This window comes from Mesorhizobium sp. P2_F5, from assembly GCF_056403715.1.
The window spans coordinates 81,012-98,429 of sequence record NZ_JBFUEY010000016.1 but is presented as its reverse complement, the minus strand read 5'-3'; the positions used below and the strand labels follow the sequence as shown (position 1 = coordinate 98,429).

The following is a 17,418-nucleotide window of genomic DNA, read 5'->3' as shown; positions in this document are numbered from 1 at the left end:
AGGAAATCCCCATGAAAATCGCACTCATCGGCGCGTCCGGCCAGGTCGGCTCGCGCCTTCTGAAAGAGCTCTCCGATCGCGGCCATTCCATCACCGCCATCGCCCGCAACCCCGACAACATCGCAGCGCTTCCGGGCGTAACCGCAGAGAAGGGCGATGTCTTCGACAAGGACGGCCTCGCCGCCCTGATCAAGGGGCATGATGCGGTGATCACCTCGGTGCATTTCCTCGACAGCGATCCCGACACGCTGATCGCTGCTGTGCGTGCTTCCGGCGTCAAGCGCTACCTCGTCGTCGGCGGCGCCGGCAGCCTCGAAGTCGCGCCGGGCAAGCGCCTGGTCGATACACCGACCTTCCCGGCGATCTACAAGGCCGAGGCGCAGAAGGGCGCCGACTTCCTAGACACGCTGCGCACCGTCAGCGATCTCGACTGGACCTTGCTGTCGCCTTCGGCGCTGTTCGTCGCCGGCGAGCGGACCGGCAAATACCGCATCGGCAAGGACACGCTGCTGACGTCCGACAAGGGCAGCAGCATTTCCTTCGAGGACTATGCCATCGTCATGGCCGACGAGATCGAAAAGCCGGCGCATATCCGCCAGCGCTTCACGGTCGGCTACTGACCGGACTGCCTGCATTGACGACAAGTGCCATCGGAGCCTCCGATGGCACTATCGTTTTCTTCCGTTTCCACTCCTGCCGCCGGTCTGCGAAGTCTCGCCCGAAGCGGTTCAGGACAGGACGGAAATCATGGCAGACATCGCAAATTCGAAAATCATTATCGTTGGCGGCAGCTCCGGAATGGGGCTGGCCTTGACAAGGCGGTGCCTCAACGCCGGTGCCGAAGTCATCATCATCGGCCGCAGTGAAGCCCGGCTGAAGCGCGCCAGCGAGGCCTTGCAGAACCCTGCCGGCTTGAGCGCCATCGCGGCCGACATCGCGAGGGAAGATCAGGTCGCTGACCTGTTCGGGCGGATCGGCCGGCTCGACCATATCGTCAGCACCGCGGCCGATATCGAAGGCGCCTATGAGTTATTGCCCGCGGTCGACCTGAAGGCGGCGCAGCGGGTTGTCGAAAGCAAATTCTACGGGCCGCTGCTGCTCGCCAAGCATGGTGCGCCGCAGCTTTCGGCCAATGGTTCCATCACCTTCACCTCAGGCATTGCCGCCTACCGGCCGGCGGCGCGGGGCGCGGTCGTCGCCGCCGTCAACGCGGCGCTGGAAGGGCTGGTGCGGGCTTTGGCGGTCGAACTGGCGCCGATCCGCGTCAACGCCGTCTCGCCGGGCTGGGTCGACACGCCGATCTGGAGTTTTGTGGCCGGCGACAAGAAGGATGAGACGCTCGATGCCATGGCCAAGCGGCTGCCGGTCGGGCGCGTCGGGCAACCAGACGACATTGCCGACGCCATCGCGTTCCTGATGGGCAACGGCTTTACGACAGGGACGATACTGCATGTCGAGGGCGGTCACCGGCTGATCTGAGCGAGGCGAAAGTCTCGCTCTGCCGCCAGCAGCAATTTCAGCGCCGGCGGCTGCACGCGGCGGCGGCGCCAGATCATGACCAGCGACGCCGTGCGGGCCAAACCCGGCCACGGCAGTTCGACAATCTCGCCGCGATCGAGCGCCTCGGCGACCGCCAGCCGCGGAACCAGGCCCATGCCGACACCAGTCGCCACCAGGCCCGCAATGGCGCCGACGCTGCCGACTTCGGCGGCAAGTCTTGGCGCTGCTACACCTGTCTCGGCAAAGGCGGTGTCGAACAGGTGCCGATAGACGCATCCGGTCTCGGTCACCACGAAACGCATCGCCGCAAGCGCGGCCAAGTCGTTCGGCCTGGATGGAGGCGCATGTTCGGCAGAGGCGACAAGAACCAGCGGCTCGGCCGATATCGTGCGCCTGGCCAGGCGTTCGTCGAGACCGCCCTTGTCGAAACAGAAGGCGACGTCGATCTCGCTTTCTTCGAGTTGACGCAGCAGGGCGTCGCTGCCGGCGATTTTCAGCCGCAGACCGATCTCCGGGTGATCGCCCTGAAAGGCCGCCAGCCATTGCGGAAGTTTCACGGCGGCAATCGTCTCCAGCGCTCCGACCGTCACTGTCGCGGCGGTCGTTCCCGTCATTGCCTCCACGGCAATTCGCGCCTCGTCCGCCAGCTGTAGAATTTCTTCCGCATAGGGTTTCAGCGCTTCGCCGGCCGCCGTCAGGTCGAGGCCATGGCGCGAGCGGATGAAGAGGGCGACGCCGAGTTCGCTTTCCAGCGACTGAATCTGATCGCTGACGCTCGACTGCGCCAGATGAACGTCCCGCGCCGCGCGGGTGATGTTTCGGTGCCGCGCCACGGCGAGGAAAGTCTTGAGCAATCTTGGGTGCATGCCGTTTCCGGATCTGATCTCAGTCCGATATTTCGGGCTTGGCCGCTCCATTTGCAACCATTGACGCCGATGCCATTCGATTGCAGCAGACAGAAGGGCCAGAATTTCGCAGCCATTGCGCGGCGAGTTTTTGCTTGTGAACGCACCGGCGGCTTGTAGCTTTGCCAGAGAGCCGGGTCCTACGAAAGGCAGTTGGGGGAATGAACGCCAGCAAGATTGTCCGGGGTGCGGCATGCCGCTGAAAGCTGCCGCGCATATCGAAGCGATGTCGGCCTTCGCGCTGGCGAATTTCGGCGGCTATGACCGGCCGACGCTTGCCCAGAACGAAAGCGCCTTCCCGCCAAGCCCCAAGGCGATCGCCGCCGGCCAGGATGCGATCGCGCTCAGCCATCTCTACCCCGATCCGGACTGGACCGTGCTGCGCAAAGCGATCGCGCAGGCCTATAGCGTCGAACGCGCGCTGATCCTGTGCGGTGCGGGTTCCATGGACCTGATCGCCTGCACCGTCGCGGCGTTTGCCGGTCCAGGCGACGAGGTGCTGGCCACCGCTTACGCCTATAATTTCGCGGCCTCCGCCGCCTCACGGGTCGATGCCGTCTATGTCAAGGCGGCGGAGCGCTACTTCGTCGTGTCCGTCGACAGCATCCTCGCTGCCGTCACGCCGGCAACGCGGATCGTCTTCATCTGCAATCCCGGCAATCCGACCGGCACCCGCATCCGCAATTCCGAATTGCTGCGCCTGCGCGCCGCCTTGCGCGGCGACGTGCTGCTGGTGATCGACCAGGCCTATGGCGAGTTCGACGACCAGGACCCGCAGCCGGTCTTTGCGCTGGTCACACGCGGCGACACCGTCGTGTTGCGCAGCCTTTCCAAGGCCTATGGGCTGGCCGGCGCGCGTGTCGGCTGGGGATTGTTTCCGCCCGCGATCGCCGCCGAAATCCGCAAGCTGCAGAACTCCAACCAGGTTACCACGGCAAGCCTCGCCATGGCGGTCGCGGCAATCGAGGACCAGGCCTATATGCGCGAGACGGTGGCGCGCACCGCCGCGATCCGCGACCGCTTTGCGCAGGACCTACGAGCGGCGGGATACAGCGTTCCCGAAAGCCGGACCAATTTCGTGCTGATCCGCTTCCGCGACGCGGCCAAAGCCACGACTGCCGATGCCGCCTTGCGCGAAGCCGGCATCATCGTGCGCACACTCGGCGGCTATGGCCTGACCGATTGCCTGCGCGCAACGGTCGGGCCGCAGGACATGATGGACCGGGCGCTTGGCATCCTGACCGACCTGCACGGCGGCTGACTTTGCGATATCAGAGGGAGACTTGAGCGATGTCCTATGTGCCGGCCCGGGACTTCATCGGCTATGGCGAAAAGCCGCCTGCCGCGGCATGGCCCGGCGGCGCCAGGCTGGCGCTCAACATCGTCGTCAATTACGAGGAGGGTGCTGAGTACAGCATCGACGAGGGCGACGGTGTCTCCGAGGCGATCCTGTCGGATCTAGCGGTGTCGCCCGCAGTGCCGGGCCTGCGCAACCGCAACATGGAATCGCTCTACGAATATGGGTCGCGTGTCGGCGTCTGGCGGCTAGCCGCGCTGTTTCGGGACAAAGGCATCGTTCCGACCTTCTACGTCGTCGGCCGGGCGCTGGAACTCAACCCGGCCGCCGGCAAGGCGATTGCCGAACTCGGCAGCGACATCGTCTGCCATGGCTGGCGCTGGATCGACTATGCGCCGCTGAGCGAGGCGGACGAGCGCGAGCACATCGCCATGACCGTCGACACCGTGCAGCGGATCACCGGCATCCGGCCGCTCGGCTGGTACACCGGCCGGCCCAGCCTTAACACCAGGCGGCTGGTGGCGGAGCATGGCGGCTTCCTGTTCGACTGCGACGACTACAATGACGATTTGCCCTATTTCGTCGAGGTCGATGCCAAGCGGCATCTGGTCGTGCCGCATTCGTTCGACAACAATGACAGTCGCTTCTCGCGCGGCTCGGGGCTGGAGACCGGCAGCCAGTTCTTCGAATACGTCAGCGACGGAGTGGACTGGCTGCTGGCCGAAGGCGAGACGACACCGCGCATGATGACGGTGTCGTTGCACTGCCGGCTGGCCGCACGGCCCGGCCGCATGATCGGCCTCGCCCGTTTCCTCGACAAGATCAAAGCCAATCCTGACATCTGGATCTGCCGCCGTTCCGATCTCGCCCAGTATTGGCTGGATCGGTTCGGCGGCTGAGGCGGCGAACGCCTATTTGTTCGGAACCTCGTAGACCTTGCCGTGCCAGGGTGCTGCGTCGATCTGGTCGAGCGCCATCACATAGAGCACCTTCTCGTCCGGGCCGAAGGCGAAATTCGGCATGGACGGCGATGGCACCGAAAGCGTGCGCAGCAGCTTGGCGTCCTTGTCGACGACAATGATCTTGCCCGGCGCGTCCAGCGAGCGCGGGCTCTGGCCGATATACATCTCGCCGGCCTTGTCCATCTTGATGCCGTCGGGCCAGATGTGCGGCTGGTCGGGGAAGAGATCGTCCAGGCGCAGGAAGACACGCCGGTTGCTCAGGCCGTGGTCGCCCTGGACATCGAACTCGATGATCCTGTTGTCCTCGGTCTCGACCAGATAGAGGATCTTGCCGTCATTCGACATGACGAGGCCGTTGGCATTGTGCAGGTCGCCGGCGACCTTCTTCACGCTGCCGTCCTTGCCGATGTAGTAGGCCGATGCGTCGATCAGCGGACCGCCCTTGCCCGACCCGGTGAAATAGATGCCGCCGTCCTTGTCGGGCGCGAAATCGTTCGGCCCGCTGAACGGCTTGCCGTCGGTGTCCTTGTCATAGGCCGGCAGCGTCTTGCCGTCGGCGGAGATGCGGCCGATCGAGTTGCTGTCATAGCAGGTGACGAGGAAATCGCCTGACGTCGTCGGCAGCACGGCCGACGGGCCGCAGCCATCCATCTTCCAGAAGATCTCGTTCTTCTTGCCGTCCCATACGTCCACGGTGCCGCGGCCATATTCGACGTAGAAGAGCTTGTCCTGATACCAGACCGGACCTTCGGCGAACCAGGCGTCGTCATTGATGACCTTGACGTCCGCCGCGTGCGCGGAGGACGTCAAAAGCAGGGCAAACATGGTGCTGAGCAGATGCCGTTTGATCATGCGATTCCCCTTTTTTCTCGTCGTTGAAATCTTCCCTCTTTCGTAGAGGCGATATCTATGCCCTCAGGCGCTTGCCTTCCGGGTCGAACGGCGGCTCGCTCAGCAGCACCGCCTCATGCGGCCGGCCGAGGATCGCCACCGACACCTTGTCTCCAGCCTTGGCGGAGCCGGCCTTGACGTAGCCGAGCGCCAGCGACTGCTCGACGAAATAGCCATACGCGCCTGACGAGACCTGGCCGATCGGCGTGCCGTCGGGGAGAAAGATAGGCTCGCCGCCGGTGGCGTCGGCATCCTTGGCGGCGATCGACAGCATGATCAGTTGGTCGCGGGCCGGCTTTTCGGCGATGGCGGCATAGGCGTCGCGGTTTAGGAAGTTGCCCTTGTCCATCTTGACCAGGCGGTCGAACTTGACCTCCTGCGGCCAATATTCGGGCGAGTATTCGCGGCTCCAGCTGCCATAGCCTTTTTCGACGCGCAGCGACATCAGCGCGCGCGAGCCGACGGGGCCAGCGCCGACTTCGCTGCCGGCCTTGAGCAACGCGCCGTAGAGCGCGACCTGGTCGGCCGCTGGGCAATAGAGTTCCCAGCCGAGATCGCCGGTGAAGGAGACGCGCAGCGCCACCACGTCGACGCCGGCAACGGTGATCCGCCGCGAGCGCATGAAGGGAAACGTTTCGCTCGACAGGTCCGCATTGGTCAGCCGCTGCAGCAATTCGCGCGACTTCGGACCGGCGACGTTGAAGCCGGCCATTTCCTCGGTGCGCGAGCGGAAGGTCGTGCCTTCGGGCAACGGAACCGCCTTGAAGAACCGCTGGTGGAAGCGCTCGGCCATGCCGGAACCGAAGACCATGAATTCGTCTTGGCCAAGCTTCGTTACGGTGAAGTCGCCGGCGATGCCGCCGCGCTTGCCGATCAATGGCGTCAGACAGGAGCGGCCGATCTCCGCCGGCATGCGATTGGCGAACAGCGCATTCAGCCAGGCCTCGGCGCCCGGCCCCTTGACCTCGTATTTGGCGAAGTTCGAGACGTCGATGATGCCGGCATGCTCGCGCAACATGCGCGCCTCGCGCCCGACCGGGCCCCACCAATTCTGCCTGACAAAGCCGTTCGTCTCCTCGCGCGGCTCGCCTTCGGCAGCGAACCAGAGCGGATGCTCCCAGCCGAAATTGAGACCGAAGACAGCACCCATCTGCTTTTGCATCTCGTAAGCAGGCCGCGTGCGGACGGGGCGCCCGGCGGCGCGTTCCTCATTGGGGAAATGGATCTTGAAGCGGTGGCTGTACTGGTCCTGCACGCGGGCCTTGGTGAAGGCCTTGCCGGCCCAGAGGCCGAACCGCGCCATGTCCCAGGCGAACATGTCGAGCGACGGTTCGCCCTCGATCATCCACTCGGCCGCCAGCTTGCCCATGCCGCCCGATTGCGAGAAGCCGGGAATGATGCCGTTGCAGCAGAAATAGTTCTGCAATTCCGGGACCGGGCCGAACAGCACGGCGCTGTCGGGCGACCAGATCATCGGGCCGTTGATGACGCGCTTGACGCCTGCCTTGCCGACCGCCGGCACGCGCGCGATGGCGCGCATCATATTGTCCTCGATGCGGTCGAGATCGTCGGGAAACAATTCGTGGCCGAAGTCGAGCGGTGTACCGTCCTCGGCCCAGAACTTCATGTTGCGTTCATAGGCGCCGATGAGCAGGCCGAGCCCTTCCTGGCGAAGGTAATATTCGCCGTCGCGGTCGGCGACCGAAGGCAGCCGGCGGCCCATGGCGGCGATTTCAGGGATGGTCTCGGTGACGAAATACTGATGCTCGGTCGGGATCAGCGGCAATTGCAGGCCGGCCATGGCGGCAACCTCGCGGCCCCACAGGCCGGCGGCATTGACCACCCATTGCGTGTGGATATCGCCTTTCGGCGTGCGCACGATCCAGCTGCCGTCGGGCTGCGCTTCCGTGCCGGTGACCGGGGTGAAGCGATGGATCTCGGCGCCGCGCTGGCGCGCGCCCGCGGCATAGGCCGCGGTGACGCCCGACGGATCGACATTGCCGCCTTCCGGTTCGTACATGATGCAGCGTATGCCGTCGAAATCGACCAGCGGGTGCAGGCGCTCCGCCTCGTCGCGCGCGACTTCATAAAAATTCATCTTGTAGCGCCGCGCCTTGGCCTCCTGCAGCCGCAGCTGGTGCTCGCGCGCCTCGGTCTGGGCAAGATAGAGCGAGCCCGGCTGGAAGATGCCGCAGCCCTGGCCGGTCTCTGTCTCCAGCTCCTTGTAGAGCGCCATGGTGTAGTGCTGCAGGCGGCTGATGTTGGTCGAGTCATGCAGGCCATGAATGTTGGCGGCCGCGTGCCAGGTCGAGCCCGAGGTCAGCTCGTCGCGCTCGAGCAGGACGACATCGGACCAGCCATGCTTGGCCAAATGATAGAGGATCGAGCAGCCAATCAGGCCGCCGCCGATGACAACGGCTTGTGCATGGGTACGCATATCGAGGTTTCTTCCCTTTGTTCGGCGACCGTTTCGCGCCTTGCGTTTGCGCTGTTCTGCCAGGTGAATTGTTGCGTCGCCTTGGCTGATGCCAAGGGGCGGTCATGCCGCCCCTTGGATGCTTGCAGTTCAGGCCTTGTCGAGCCAGACCTTCTCCAGTTGCAGTTCGAACGTCTGATGCATTTTGAGGTTTTTCACATAGGTGGCGTGATGGCGGTAGAGCGAGCGCCAGAATGACTGAACCAGAACGCCAGAATCCTGCAGGATGAACTCGACATCCTTCATCAGCTCCTTGCGCTTGGCCGTATCGGCGATGGCGAGTGCTGCATTGAGCTTCTTGTCGAACTCGGGATTGGCGTAGGCCGACTCGTTCCAGGCTTCGCCGCTGCGGTAGGCGAGCGCCAGCACCTGTACACCCAGCGGACGCATGCCCCATTCGGTGGTCGACCACGGATATTTCGTCCAGTCGTTCCAGAACGAAGTGCCCGGGATGATCGTGCGCTTGACCTTGAATCCGGCCTCGCGCATCTGCGCGGCAACGACGTCGGCAGGGTCCTTCACATAGTCCGAATCATAGGAGATCAGTTCGAAGTCGTGATCCATCTGGCCGGCCTCGGTCATCAGCGCCTTGGCCTTGGCCAGGTCGCGCGGTACTTTCGGCAGTTCGTAATATTCCGGATGGATCGGGCAGACATGGTGGTTTTCGGCGACCTGGCCGAGGCCGCTATAGCCGAGCTTCAGCACCGTCTCGTTGTCGACCGCGAGCTGGATGGCGTTACGCACCCGTTTGTCGTCATAGGGCTTGTTGCTGATATTGGTGCGCAGCACGATCGTTCCGGCGGTAACGACGGATTCCTTGACCAGACCCATGCCGTCATAAAGGTCCACCGTGCCGCCGACGGTCTGGTAGTTGCAGTCGATCTCGCCGGCCTCGAAGGCGCTGGCGATGGCAGGGTTTGAAGCGTCGGTGCCGTAGTCGGTCCAGTCGACGCCATCGAGATAGGTTTCACCGCCGAACCAGGTGAAGTCCTTGCGGCGCCGAACCGAAGCCGAGTCGCCGACCTTGTAGGAGATCAACTCATAGGGGCCGGTGCCGGGCGTCTTGGTCATGTCGGCGCCGTTCTTGTCAAAGTCGCGGTGGACGATGATGGCCGGATAGTCGGCGAAGCCGGGGATGATGGTGACATCGGACTGGCCGCATTTCAGCTTCACCGTGTGGTCGTCAACCTTGGTGATGGCGCCGGCGATCGCCTTCTTGGTGGCAGGATCGATCAGCGTCGCCATGCGGCCAGCCATCGAATTGCCTTCGGCCGCCTTGTCGCACCAACGCTCGATGTTGAAGACGATGTCGTCGGCGTTGAGCTCGTCGCCGTTCGACCATTTCACGCCCTTGCGCACATGCAGCGTGTATTCGGTGGCGTCGTCGCTGACCTCCCAGCTTTCGATGAGATGGCCCTCAAAGGTGAAGTCCTGGGTGTAGCGGATCATGTAGTCGTTGCACTGGCGCAGCACGTTGGCCATTTCCGACCAGTCCCATGTGCGCGGATCCTTCATGTCCTTGATGATCATCTGCATCTTCAGGATACCGCCCTTCTTGCCGGGCTCCATCGTTGCAGCTTCAGCAGGGGTGGGAAGGCCTGCCATTGCATAGGCGAACGCCGTCGAGGCGCCCATCGCGCTCGCCATGGCGAGGAATTCGCGGCGGTCCATCCTGCCGCTTCTGACTTCATCTGCGTAGCTTTCGATGACCGCCGGGACGCGGTCACCGTTGCTCCTGAAAAGTGCCATTGTTGCTTCTCCGGTTTGGGCTTTCCGCCCGTTCATTCCCCATTGCGCGGAGAATGTTAGAGGCGATGCAAAAATCCCGGAAGGGCTTGAGGCCTCACAAACCGCTGAAAACCGGCCTGCGAGACCTAATAAAACAATGCCATTGGCGTCTCAAATTTTTTCACGTGCGGTCATGCCGATGTCGGCGACCAGTCCTCAGGCGCTGTCTTCCTGCGCCCGCGCTATAATCCATTCGCGCACCGTGCGGGCGATGTTGCCCTTGGAAAGCTGGGTCTCGGTCAGGTAGTAATTCCAGGGGCTTGGCGGCCGGACCGCAAACGGTTCGACGAGCAGTCCGCGTGTGAGATAGGCGTGGGCAAGCGAACGCTGGGTGGCGACGAGTCCTGCGCCCATGGCGGCAAGCTCGAGCGCGATGTTGGAGGCGTTGGTCGACAGGCCCTTGTCGAAATCCTGCATGTCGACGCCGAGCGCGGTGGCAACGACCTGCCAGTATTCCTGGCGGCCGTGCACGAAGATCCGGTCCACCTTGAGGATATCCTCCGGCGCTTTGACGGCGTGCTCGCCTTCAAGCAGCGAAGGTGCGCACAGCAGCACCAGTTCGTCATTCCAGAGCGGGGTCGCGGCGGGCGGGCGATCGTCGAAGCGCCGCGTCGAAATGGTGATGTCGGCGATCTGTTCGCTGAGATCCTCCCAGATCGTGCCATGCAGCACGATCTCGATTTCGGGGTGCTTCTTGCGGAAGGCGGCCATGCAGCCGGCCAACCAGTTCTCCGCCAGGCTCATCGGACAGGAGACGACCACCGTGCGGTTGCGCGACGAGGTGACGATTGCTTCCGTCGCCTGGTCGATCTGGTCGAGCGCCTGGCGCAGCGTCGGCAGGAACGCCTCGCCCATCTCGGTCAGCTTGAGGCTGCGGGGATAGCGGATGAACAATTGCCGGCCGATGTAATGTTCGAGCGAGCGGACATGCGTACTGACCGCGGCCTGGGTGTAGCCAAGCTCCTTGGCGGCCATGGTGAAACTCAGATGCCGGGCCGAGCTCTCGAACGACCTGATATAGTTCAAAGGCGGGGGTGGCTTCATCTCCGGCTCCTGCGCTGTGCCAGAATAGGTAGACCATGGAGCCGTTGGCGTTCAATTGCACGCAAGCGACATGGCATAGATATTTTTGGCCAAAGCCGCTGAACTAATTGCGTGAAAGCGCGATGGACCCAAATTAATGATGTCGTGACGACAGAGGGAGTGAAGCAAGTGGCCGTGTCGCCCCATCGCCGTGAAGGGCCGGACGCGAGCACTGAAACTGCCGTGCGCCTGGCCGACTTCGTCTTACGCCGGCCGGCATCGGTCTTCCCCGCGGCGGTGCTAGATCAGGCCCGCTACCTCTTGCTCGACACGATTGGAATAGCGATTGCGGCGGGGCCGATGGAGGCCGGCCGCATTGCGCGCGATACTGCGACCCTCCTCTACAATTCGAACGACCCCAAGCATTGCGCACGCATGCTCTTCGACGGCCGCCGCGCCTCGACGGCGGGGGCGGCTTACGCGGCCGCGACGCAGATCGACAATCTCGACGGCCATGACGGCTATAGCCCGACCAAGGGCCATATCGGCGTGGTGGTGGTGCCGGCGCTGGCGGCGCTGGCCGAACAGCTTCCGGAGCTCAGCGGTCCTGACGCGCTGGCCGCCCTGGTCATCGGCTACGAAGTCGCCGGGCGCGCCGGCATCGCGCTGCATGCAACGGTGTCGGACTACCATACGTCAGGGGCCTGGAACGCGCTCGGCGTCGCCGCCGTGGCGGCGCGTCTGCGCAGGCTAAGCGACGGACAGTTGCGCGAGGCGCTTGGCATTGCCGAATATCATGGGCCGCGCAGCCAGATGATGCGCGAGATCGCCACGCCGACGATGCTGCATGACGGCTCGGGCATCGGCGCGCTGACCGGCCTGTCGGCGGCGGTGCTTGCCGAACGCGGCTTCACGGGCGCGCCGGCCATCACCGTCGAGGCACCTGAAGTCGCAGTGCATTGGCAGGATCTCGGCAGCTTCTGGCAGGCGCTGCATCAATATGTGAAGCCCTACCCGATCTGCCGCTGGGCACATGCGGCCATCGACGCGACGCGCGGACTGGTTCTTTCACATCATCTGACACCGGCAGACATCGGCCATGTCCAGGTCAACAGTTTCCACTATGCCGCGACGCTGTTCGATGGCATGCCCGACACGACGTCGAAGGCCCAGTACAGCCTGCGCTTTGCCGTTGCGACCTTCATCCTGCATGGTCGCATCGGGCTGGAGCACATATCGGGCGCCGGCCTTGAGGATGCAGCTGTCGCCGAGATGCTCGCCCGTATCGGCGTGTCGGAGCACGAGCGCCACAGCGCCCGCTTCCCGGCGGGCCGCTGGGCCGATGTCATCATCACCACGACTGACGGAAGGGTGCTGACCTCGGGCGATGTCCATGCACGCGGCGGCCCGGAAGCGCCGCTGACGTCAGGGGACATCGAGGCCAAATATATGGAGTTCGCAACGCCCGTGCTCGGACGGGGCCGCGCCATGGCGATCCGCGATGCCATCCTGTCGCTCACCGACCCCGACAGCCGCTTCAGCGATCTTTCGGGCCTGCTCTACGATCCTCCCGTGATCAGCAAAATCCTTCAGCGGCCGGCGTGGTAGACTGATATGCCGCTCAGACTGCTGAAATACGGTCTCAGCCGGGACTATCCGGCCAGCGAGGATATTCCCGCAACGCCGGAGCTCAAACCGTCCTACGATGTCGTCATTATCGGCGGCGGCGGCCACGGCCTATCGTGCGCGCATCATCTGGCGAAGTACCACGGCATCACCAGTGTCGCGGTGCTCGAGAAGGGCTACCTCGCCGGCGGTAACACCGCGCGCAACACCACGACGATCCGCTCCAACTACATCACACCGCAAGGCATCGCCTTCTACAAGGAAGGTGTGGCGCTGTTCGAGACGCTGTCGCAGGAACTCGACTTCAACGTCATGTTCTCGCAGCGCGGCCAGCTGACACTTGCACACAGCGAAGCGACGCTGCGCAGCTTCCACTCACGCGCCGAGATGGGCAAGCATCTGGGCACACGCACCGAAGTGGTCGACCAGAAGACAGTCGAAGACTTGGTGCCGTCCCTCAACATGGACTATGGCGGCGCGCTCGAAATCCTCGGCGGTCTCTGGCATGCCGATGGCGGCACCGCGCGGCACGATGCGGTCGCCTGGGGTTATGCCGCGCAGGCGTCGCGGCGCGGTGTCGAGATCCACCAGCGCACCGAGGTGCAAGGTTTTGAAATCGTCAGCGACCGGGTCCAGGCGGTGAAGACCAACCGCGGCCGCATCGCCTGCGGCCAGGTGCTGATTGCGACCGGCGGCATGAACTACGATGTGGCGCTGATGGCCGGCGTCGAGCTGCCGATCCGCTGCTATCCGCTTCAGGCAATGGTGACGCAGCCACTGAAACCATGGCTCAACACGCTGGTCTCCTCGGTCTCGCTGCACACCTATCTCGTGCAGTCGTCGCGCGGCGAAGTGGTGATCGGCGGCGGCTCTGATCCCTACCAGCTCTATTCGACGCGCTCTACGCTGGACATGAAAGAGCATCTGGCCGAAGGCGCCGTGCATCTCTTCCCGTTCCTGCAAGGTGTCAGGCTGCTCCGGCAATGGGCCGGGATTACCGATATGACTCCGGATTACAGCCCGATCATGGGCGCCAGCCCGCTCGACAATCTGTGGCTTGACTGCGGCTGGGGCACCTGGGGCTTCAAGGCAACGCCGGTTGCCGGTAAGCGCATGGCGGAGACCATCGCCACTGGCCGCGTCCCCGATATCCTGAAGCCGTTCGCGCTGGAGCGGTTCGAGACCTTCCAGCTGCTCAACGAGATGGGCGCCACGGCGGCAAGTCATTGAACATGAAACAACACTGACGATGAAAATCCTGACCTGCCCGATGAATGGCCCGCGCAACATTGACGAGTTCCAGTCCTTCGGACCGGTGCGCGATGAGTTGGACCCTGAACGGACCGCCGACACCGACTGGTCGCGGCATCTGTTCCGCGCCGAGAACCGCAAAGGCGTTGTGGTCGAGTGGTGGCGGCACGTGCCGAGCAATTACTTTTTCCTCGCCGAGCGTGATCTGGTCAGCAACGAAATCCTCCGCACCTTCGATGCCTCACAACGCAGCGGCCAGTCATGAATCGCCTGCCCGCTCCTTTCGGTAGCAGGATCGACCGGACGCGCCCGCTGCGCTTCAGCTTCGAAGGCAAAGGCTTCGAAGCCTATGCCGGCGACTCCATCGCCAGCGCGCTCGCCGCGTCGGGGCAATGGATGCTGTCGCGCTCGTTCAAATACCATCGCCCGCGCGGCGTCTTCAGCATGAACGGCGCCGAAGCCAACACCCTGGTGCAACTGCCGTCTGAGCCGAATGTCGCCGCCGACCGCACGCCGGTCAGCGACGGCCTGCAGGTCAGCGCACAGAACGTCAACGGCTCGCTCGCGCATGACCGCGATGCGATCATCGACAGGCTGGGGCGCTTCCTGCCGGTCGGCTTCTACTACCGCACCTTCATGGGACCACGCCGCGACAGCTGGCTGAAATTCTGGGAGCCGATGATCCGCCGCAAGGCCGGGCTCGGCGTCGTCGGCACCAAGGCCCAGCACCGGCATTTCGACAAGTCGCATCTTCATTGCGATGTGCTGGTGGTCGGCGCCGGCCCCGCCGGGCTGAGCGCGGCGATCGCTGCCGCAGAAGCCGGTGCCGACGTGGTGCTTTGCGATGAGAACCCTGAGATCGGCGGGGCGCTGACCTATGGCCGCCATGACCCGGCGGTGCTTGCGGGCCTGACGGTGCGTCTCGAGGCGCTGCCCAATCTCCGTGTAATGACCGGCACGCTCTGCAATGGCTGGTATGAGGACAATTGGCTGCCGCTGATCCAGGGCGACCGGCTCTATCGCACACGAGCGCGCGAGGTCATCCTTGCCACCGGCGCGATCGGGCAGCCCGCCATCTTCCGCAACAACGATCTGCCGGGGATCATGCTGGGCAGTGCGGCGCAGCGGCTCATTCGCCACTATGGCGTGCGCCCCGGGCAAAAGGCCGTAGTGCTGACCGGGAATGACGAGGGCTATGCCGTCGCGCTGGATCTCGTCGAGGCCGGCGTCTCGGTCGTGCTGGTTGCCGATCCGCGCCCCGGCGGCGTGCCGAGCCCGCTCGAAGCCGAACTGCATGGCAAGGGCGTTGCGATCCAGAAAGCGACGACGGTCGAAGTCGCCGAAGGCCGCGCTGGACATCTGGCTCGCGTCCGCATCGGCGGGCGCTGGGTCGAATGCGACCTGCTGACGATCTCCGTTGGCGAGGTGCCGGCGTGGCAGCTGCCGTGTCAGGCAGGCGCCAAGGTCGGATACGATGATGTCACCGGATCAATGACGCTCACGCTGGCGCGGGGATCAATACAGCTTGCCGGCTCCGTTGCCGGAGACAATGGTCTGGAGGGCGCTGTTGCCGGCGCCCGTCGTGCGGCATCGATCGCATTGCAGCGGCTCGGCCATGTGGTTGCACAAGACGCAGTCCTCGGCACAGCGAAAGCATCCTGCCCGGCTCATGTGCAGCCGATCCTTGCCAATGCCAAAGGTCGCGACTTCGTCGATTTCGACGAGGATCTGCAGGTCAAGGATCTGCACAATGCGATCAAGGACGGCTATCGCGAGATCGAACTGGTCAAGCGCTTCACCACGGTCGGCATGGGGCCGAGCCAAGGCCGCCATTCGGCGCTGGCGACGGCACGGATCGTCGCCGAGGCGACCGACCGAACGGTGGCCGAAGTCGGCATCACCACCGCGCGTCCGCCGGTCGGCCCGGAGATGCTCGGCGTGCTTGCCGGCCATCACGAGCCACTGGAGCGGCGCACCGCGCTGCACGCCCGGCACCTTGCGCTCAACGCCGCGATGAAGCCGGTCGGCGCCTGGAGGCGGCCCTATTTCTATGGCGATGCCAGGGACGCGCAAAAGGCAGTCCGCGACGAGATCATGGCCGTGCGCGAAGGCGTCGGCCTGCTCGACGTTTCGACGCTCGGCAAGCTGGAGCTACGCGGGCCGGATGCCGGCGAATTCCTCGACCGGCTCTACACCATGGCGCATGCCAACCAGCCGGTCGGGCGCGTGCGCTATTGCCTGATGCTCAACGAAATGGGCTCGGTCGTCGATGACGGCGTCGCCTACCGCATGGCCGACGATCGCTTCTATGTCACGGCCACCACCGGTGCCGTCGCGCGCGTCTATGCCGACATGCTGTTCTGGAACGCGCAGTGGCGGCTCAAGGTCGACGTGCTCAATCTCACCGGCGCGTTCTCAGGCTTGAACGTCACCGGCCCGAAGGCGCGGTCGGTGCTCGAGGCGCTGGAAAGCAACATCGATTTCAGCCGCGAAGCCTTCCCCTATCTCAGCGGCCGCGAAGGCGTTGTCGCCGGCGTGCCGGTGCGTGTCATGCGGATCGGCTTCACTGGCGAACTCAGCTTCGAATTGCACTGCCCGTCCAGCCTCGCGCCCGCCCTGTGGGATGCGGTGATGTCCGCCGGCAAACCGCATGGCCTCACGCCCTATGGGCTGGAGGCGTCGCGCATCCTGCGGCTGGAGAAAGGCCATATACTGATCGGCCAGGACACGGACGCGATCACCACGCCGGACGAACTCGGCTTCGGCTGGGCAGTGTCGAAGAAGAAGCCGTTCTTCGTCGGCAAGCGTTCCATCGAAATGCGCGCGAGGCTCGGCCAGGCGCGCAAGCTGGTCGGCCTGCAATTTCCCGCCGACGCCGGGGACATACCCGGCGAAAGCTGCCTGGTGCTGCGCGGCAACGATCCCGTCGGCCAGATCACCTCGATCGGCTTTTCGCCAACGCTCGGCTCTTACATCGCGCTGGCCTATGTCCATGTCGACGATGCCACAGAGGGAAGCCGGGTGACGGTGAAGTGCCGCGACGGCGCTCTGGTCAAGGTTCCTGTGGTTGGGCACGCCTTCTTCGACCCGACCAATGCGCGGCAGGAGATGTAGATGGCGGGCCTCGACGCAATGCCCATATTTCCGTTCATGCAAGGCGGCGCCGCGCAAGGCACGGCGCTGCCGTCCGGCACTGTTGCGCTAACCGATCTCACCGCCACCCCGCGTTTCGGCTTGAAGGGAGGCGGCAGCGCCGCTTGGCTCACGGCGCATGGTGTTCCCCTGCCCGCGATCAACCGCATCGGCAGCCACCGCGGCCTACGCGTACTGCGGCTTGGCAACGAGGATATTCTGCTGCTTGGCGAAAATACTGATGAGGCGCTGGCCGAACTCAGAAGCGCCTGGGAAAGTGACGCCGGGCCGAAAGGCTATTCGTCCTGGCGCGAAGAAGGCTGGGCGTGGATGCGCCTTTCCGGTCCCGCAGTTGCCGAAGCGATGAGCCGGCTCTGCGCGCTCGATCTGCGCGCCGAGAAATTCAGCGCCGAAGACATCGCCCAGTCGCGCGTCGGCCATATCGAAGCCGTCACCTTCCGCACGCCAGCCGGTTTCGATGTACTGTTCGACGTCACCGCGTCAGCGTATTTCGCCCGGACCATAGAGGCGGTGGCCAGGCACTGCATGCAACATCAGGCATAGAGG

14 protein-coding genes are annotated in these 17,418 nt (G+C 64.2%); 9 read left to right on the top strand and 5 right to left on the bottom strand.

All coding sequences use genetic code 11. The features are described from left to right. Nucleotides 1-11 precede the first annotated feature (11 nt). Both AC1DYO_RS21280 and AC1DYO_RS21275 read left to right on the top strand, forming a co-directional pair. Entirely contained in the window at nucleotides 12-620 is a 609-nt protein-coding gene (locus AC1DYO_RS21280; protein ID WP_477266476.1) for an NAD(P)-dependent oxidoreductase, read from the top strand. A gap of 127 nt (nucleotides 621-747) precedes the next feature. Next, a complete protein-coding gene (locus AC1DYO_RS21275) occupies nucleotides 748-1,479 on the top strand; it encodes an SDR family oxidoreductase (protein ID WP_477266475.1) in 732 nt (243 codons plus the stop codon). Here the strand turns inward: AC1DYO_RS21275 and AC1DYO_RS21270 are convergent. After that, nucleotides 1,464-2,366 (bottom strand): LysR family transcriptional regulator, encoded by a 903-nt coding sequence (locus AC1DYO_RS21270; RefSeq protein ID WP_477266474.1) that lies wholly within the window; start codon nucleotides 2,364-2,366, stop codon nucleotides 1,464-1,466. The two genes, AC1DYO_RS21275 and AC1DYO_RS21270, sit on opposite strands and share 16 nt — an antisense overlap. 232 nt (nucleotides 2,367-2,598) lie before the next feature. Here AC1DYO_RS21270 and AC1DYO_RS21265 point away from each other — a divergent pair, with 232 nt between their 5' ends. Together AC1DYO_RS21265 and AC1DYO_RS21260 are read left to right on the top strand one after the other, a co-directional pair. Next, on the top strand, nucleotides 2,599-3,666 hold the full coding sequence (locus AC1DYO_RS21265) for a pyridoxal phosphate-dependent aminotransferase (protein WP_477266473.1): 1,068 nt from the start codon (nucleotides 2,599-2,601) through the stop codon (nucleotides 3,664-3,666). A gap of 29 nt (nucleotides 3,667-3,695) precedes the next feature. After that, a complete protein-coding gene (locus AC1DYO_RS21260) occupies nucleotides 3,696-4,601 on the top strand; it encodes an allantoinase PuuE (RefSeq protein WP_477266472.1) in 906 nt (301 codons plus the stop codon). Nucleotides 4,602-4,613: 12 nt separating this feature from the next. Here AC1DYO_RS21260 and AC1DYO_RS21255 read toward each other — a convergent pair whose 3' ends face one another. From AC1DYO_RS21255 to AC1DYO_RS21240, 4 genes are all read right to left on the bottom strand, one after another. After that, entirely contained in the window at nucleotides 4,614-5,516 is a 903-nt protein-coding gene (locus tag AC1DYO_RS21255) for an SMP-30/gluconolactonase/LRE family protein (protein ID WP_477266471.1), read from the bottom strand. A 55-nt stretch (nucleotides 5,517-5,571) separates the two neighbouring features. Then, complete coding sequence (locus tag AC1DYO_RS21250; RefSeq protein ID WP_477266470.1) at nucleotides 5,572-7,992, bottom strand: GcvT family protein; 2,421 nt, start codon at nucleotides 7,990-7,992, stop codon at nucleotides 5,572-5,574. Between the two features lie 129 nt (nucleotides 7,993-8,121). Next, a complete protein-coding gene (locus AC1DYO_RS21245; RefSeq protein ID WP_477266469.1) occupies nucleotides 8,122-9,780 on the bottom strand; it encodes an ABC transporter substrate-binding protein in 1,659 nt (552 codons plus the stop codon). 195 nt (nucleotides 9,781-9,975) lie between these two features. After that, nucleotides 9,976-10,863: a LysR substrate-binding domain-containing protein gene (locus tag AC1DYO_RS21240; protein WP_477266468.1), complete on the bottom strand. Its 888-nt coding sequence runs from the start codon at nucleotides 10,861-10,863 to the stop codon at nucleotides 9,976-9,978. Between the two features lie 168 nt (nucleotides 10,864-11,031). Here AC1DYO_RS21240 and AC1DYO_RS21235 point away from each other — a divergent pair, with 168 nt between their 5' ends. Genes AC1DYO_RS21235 through AC1DYO_RS21215 form a run of 5 tightly spaced genes read left to right on the top strand, consistent with a single transcriptional unit; the run spans nucleotide 11,032 to nucleotide 17,415 of the window. Beyond that, nucleotides 11,032-12,450: an MmgE/PrpD family protein gene (locus AC1DYO_RS21235; protein ID WP_477266467.1), complete on the top strand. Its 1,419-nt coding sequence runs from the start codon at nucleotides 11,032-11,034 to the stop codon at nucleotides 12,448-12,450. Nucleotides 12,451-12,456: 6 nt separating this feature from the next. Continuing rightward, a complete protein-coding gene (locus tag AC1DYO_RS21230; protein ID WP_477266466.1) occupies nucleotides 12,457-13,698 on the top strand; it encodes an FAD-dependent oxidoreductase in 1,242 nt (413 codons plus the stop codon). Nucleotides 13,699-13,717: 19 nt separating this feature from the next. Continuing rightward, nucleotides 13,718-13,984 (top strand): sarcosine oxidase subunit delta, encoded by a 267-nt coding sequence (locus AC1DYO_RS21225; protein WP_477266465.1) that lies wholly within the window; start codon nucleotides 13,718-13,720, stop codon nucleotides 13,982-13,984. Further along, on the top strand, nucleotides 13,981-16,833 hold the full coding sequence (locus tag AC1DYO_RS21220; RefSeq protein WP_477266464.1) for a 2Fe-2S iron-sulfur cluster-binding protein: 2,853 nt from the start codon (nucleotides 13,981-13,983) through the stop codon (nucleotides 16,831-16,833). The genes AC1DYO_RS21225 and AC1DYO_RS21220 overlap by 4 nt, the downstream gene beginning before the upstream one ends. After that, nucleotides 16,834-17,415: a hypothetical protein gene (locus AC1DYO_RS21215; RefSeq protein WP_477266463.1), complete on the top strand. Its 582-nt coding sequence runs from the start codon at nucleotides 16,834-16,836 to the stop codon at nucleotides 17,413-17,415. Nucleotides 17,416-17,418 lie beyond the last annotated feature (3 nt).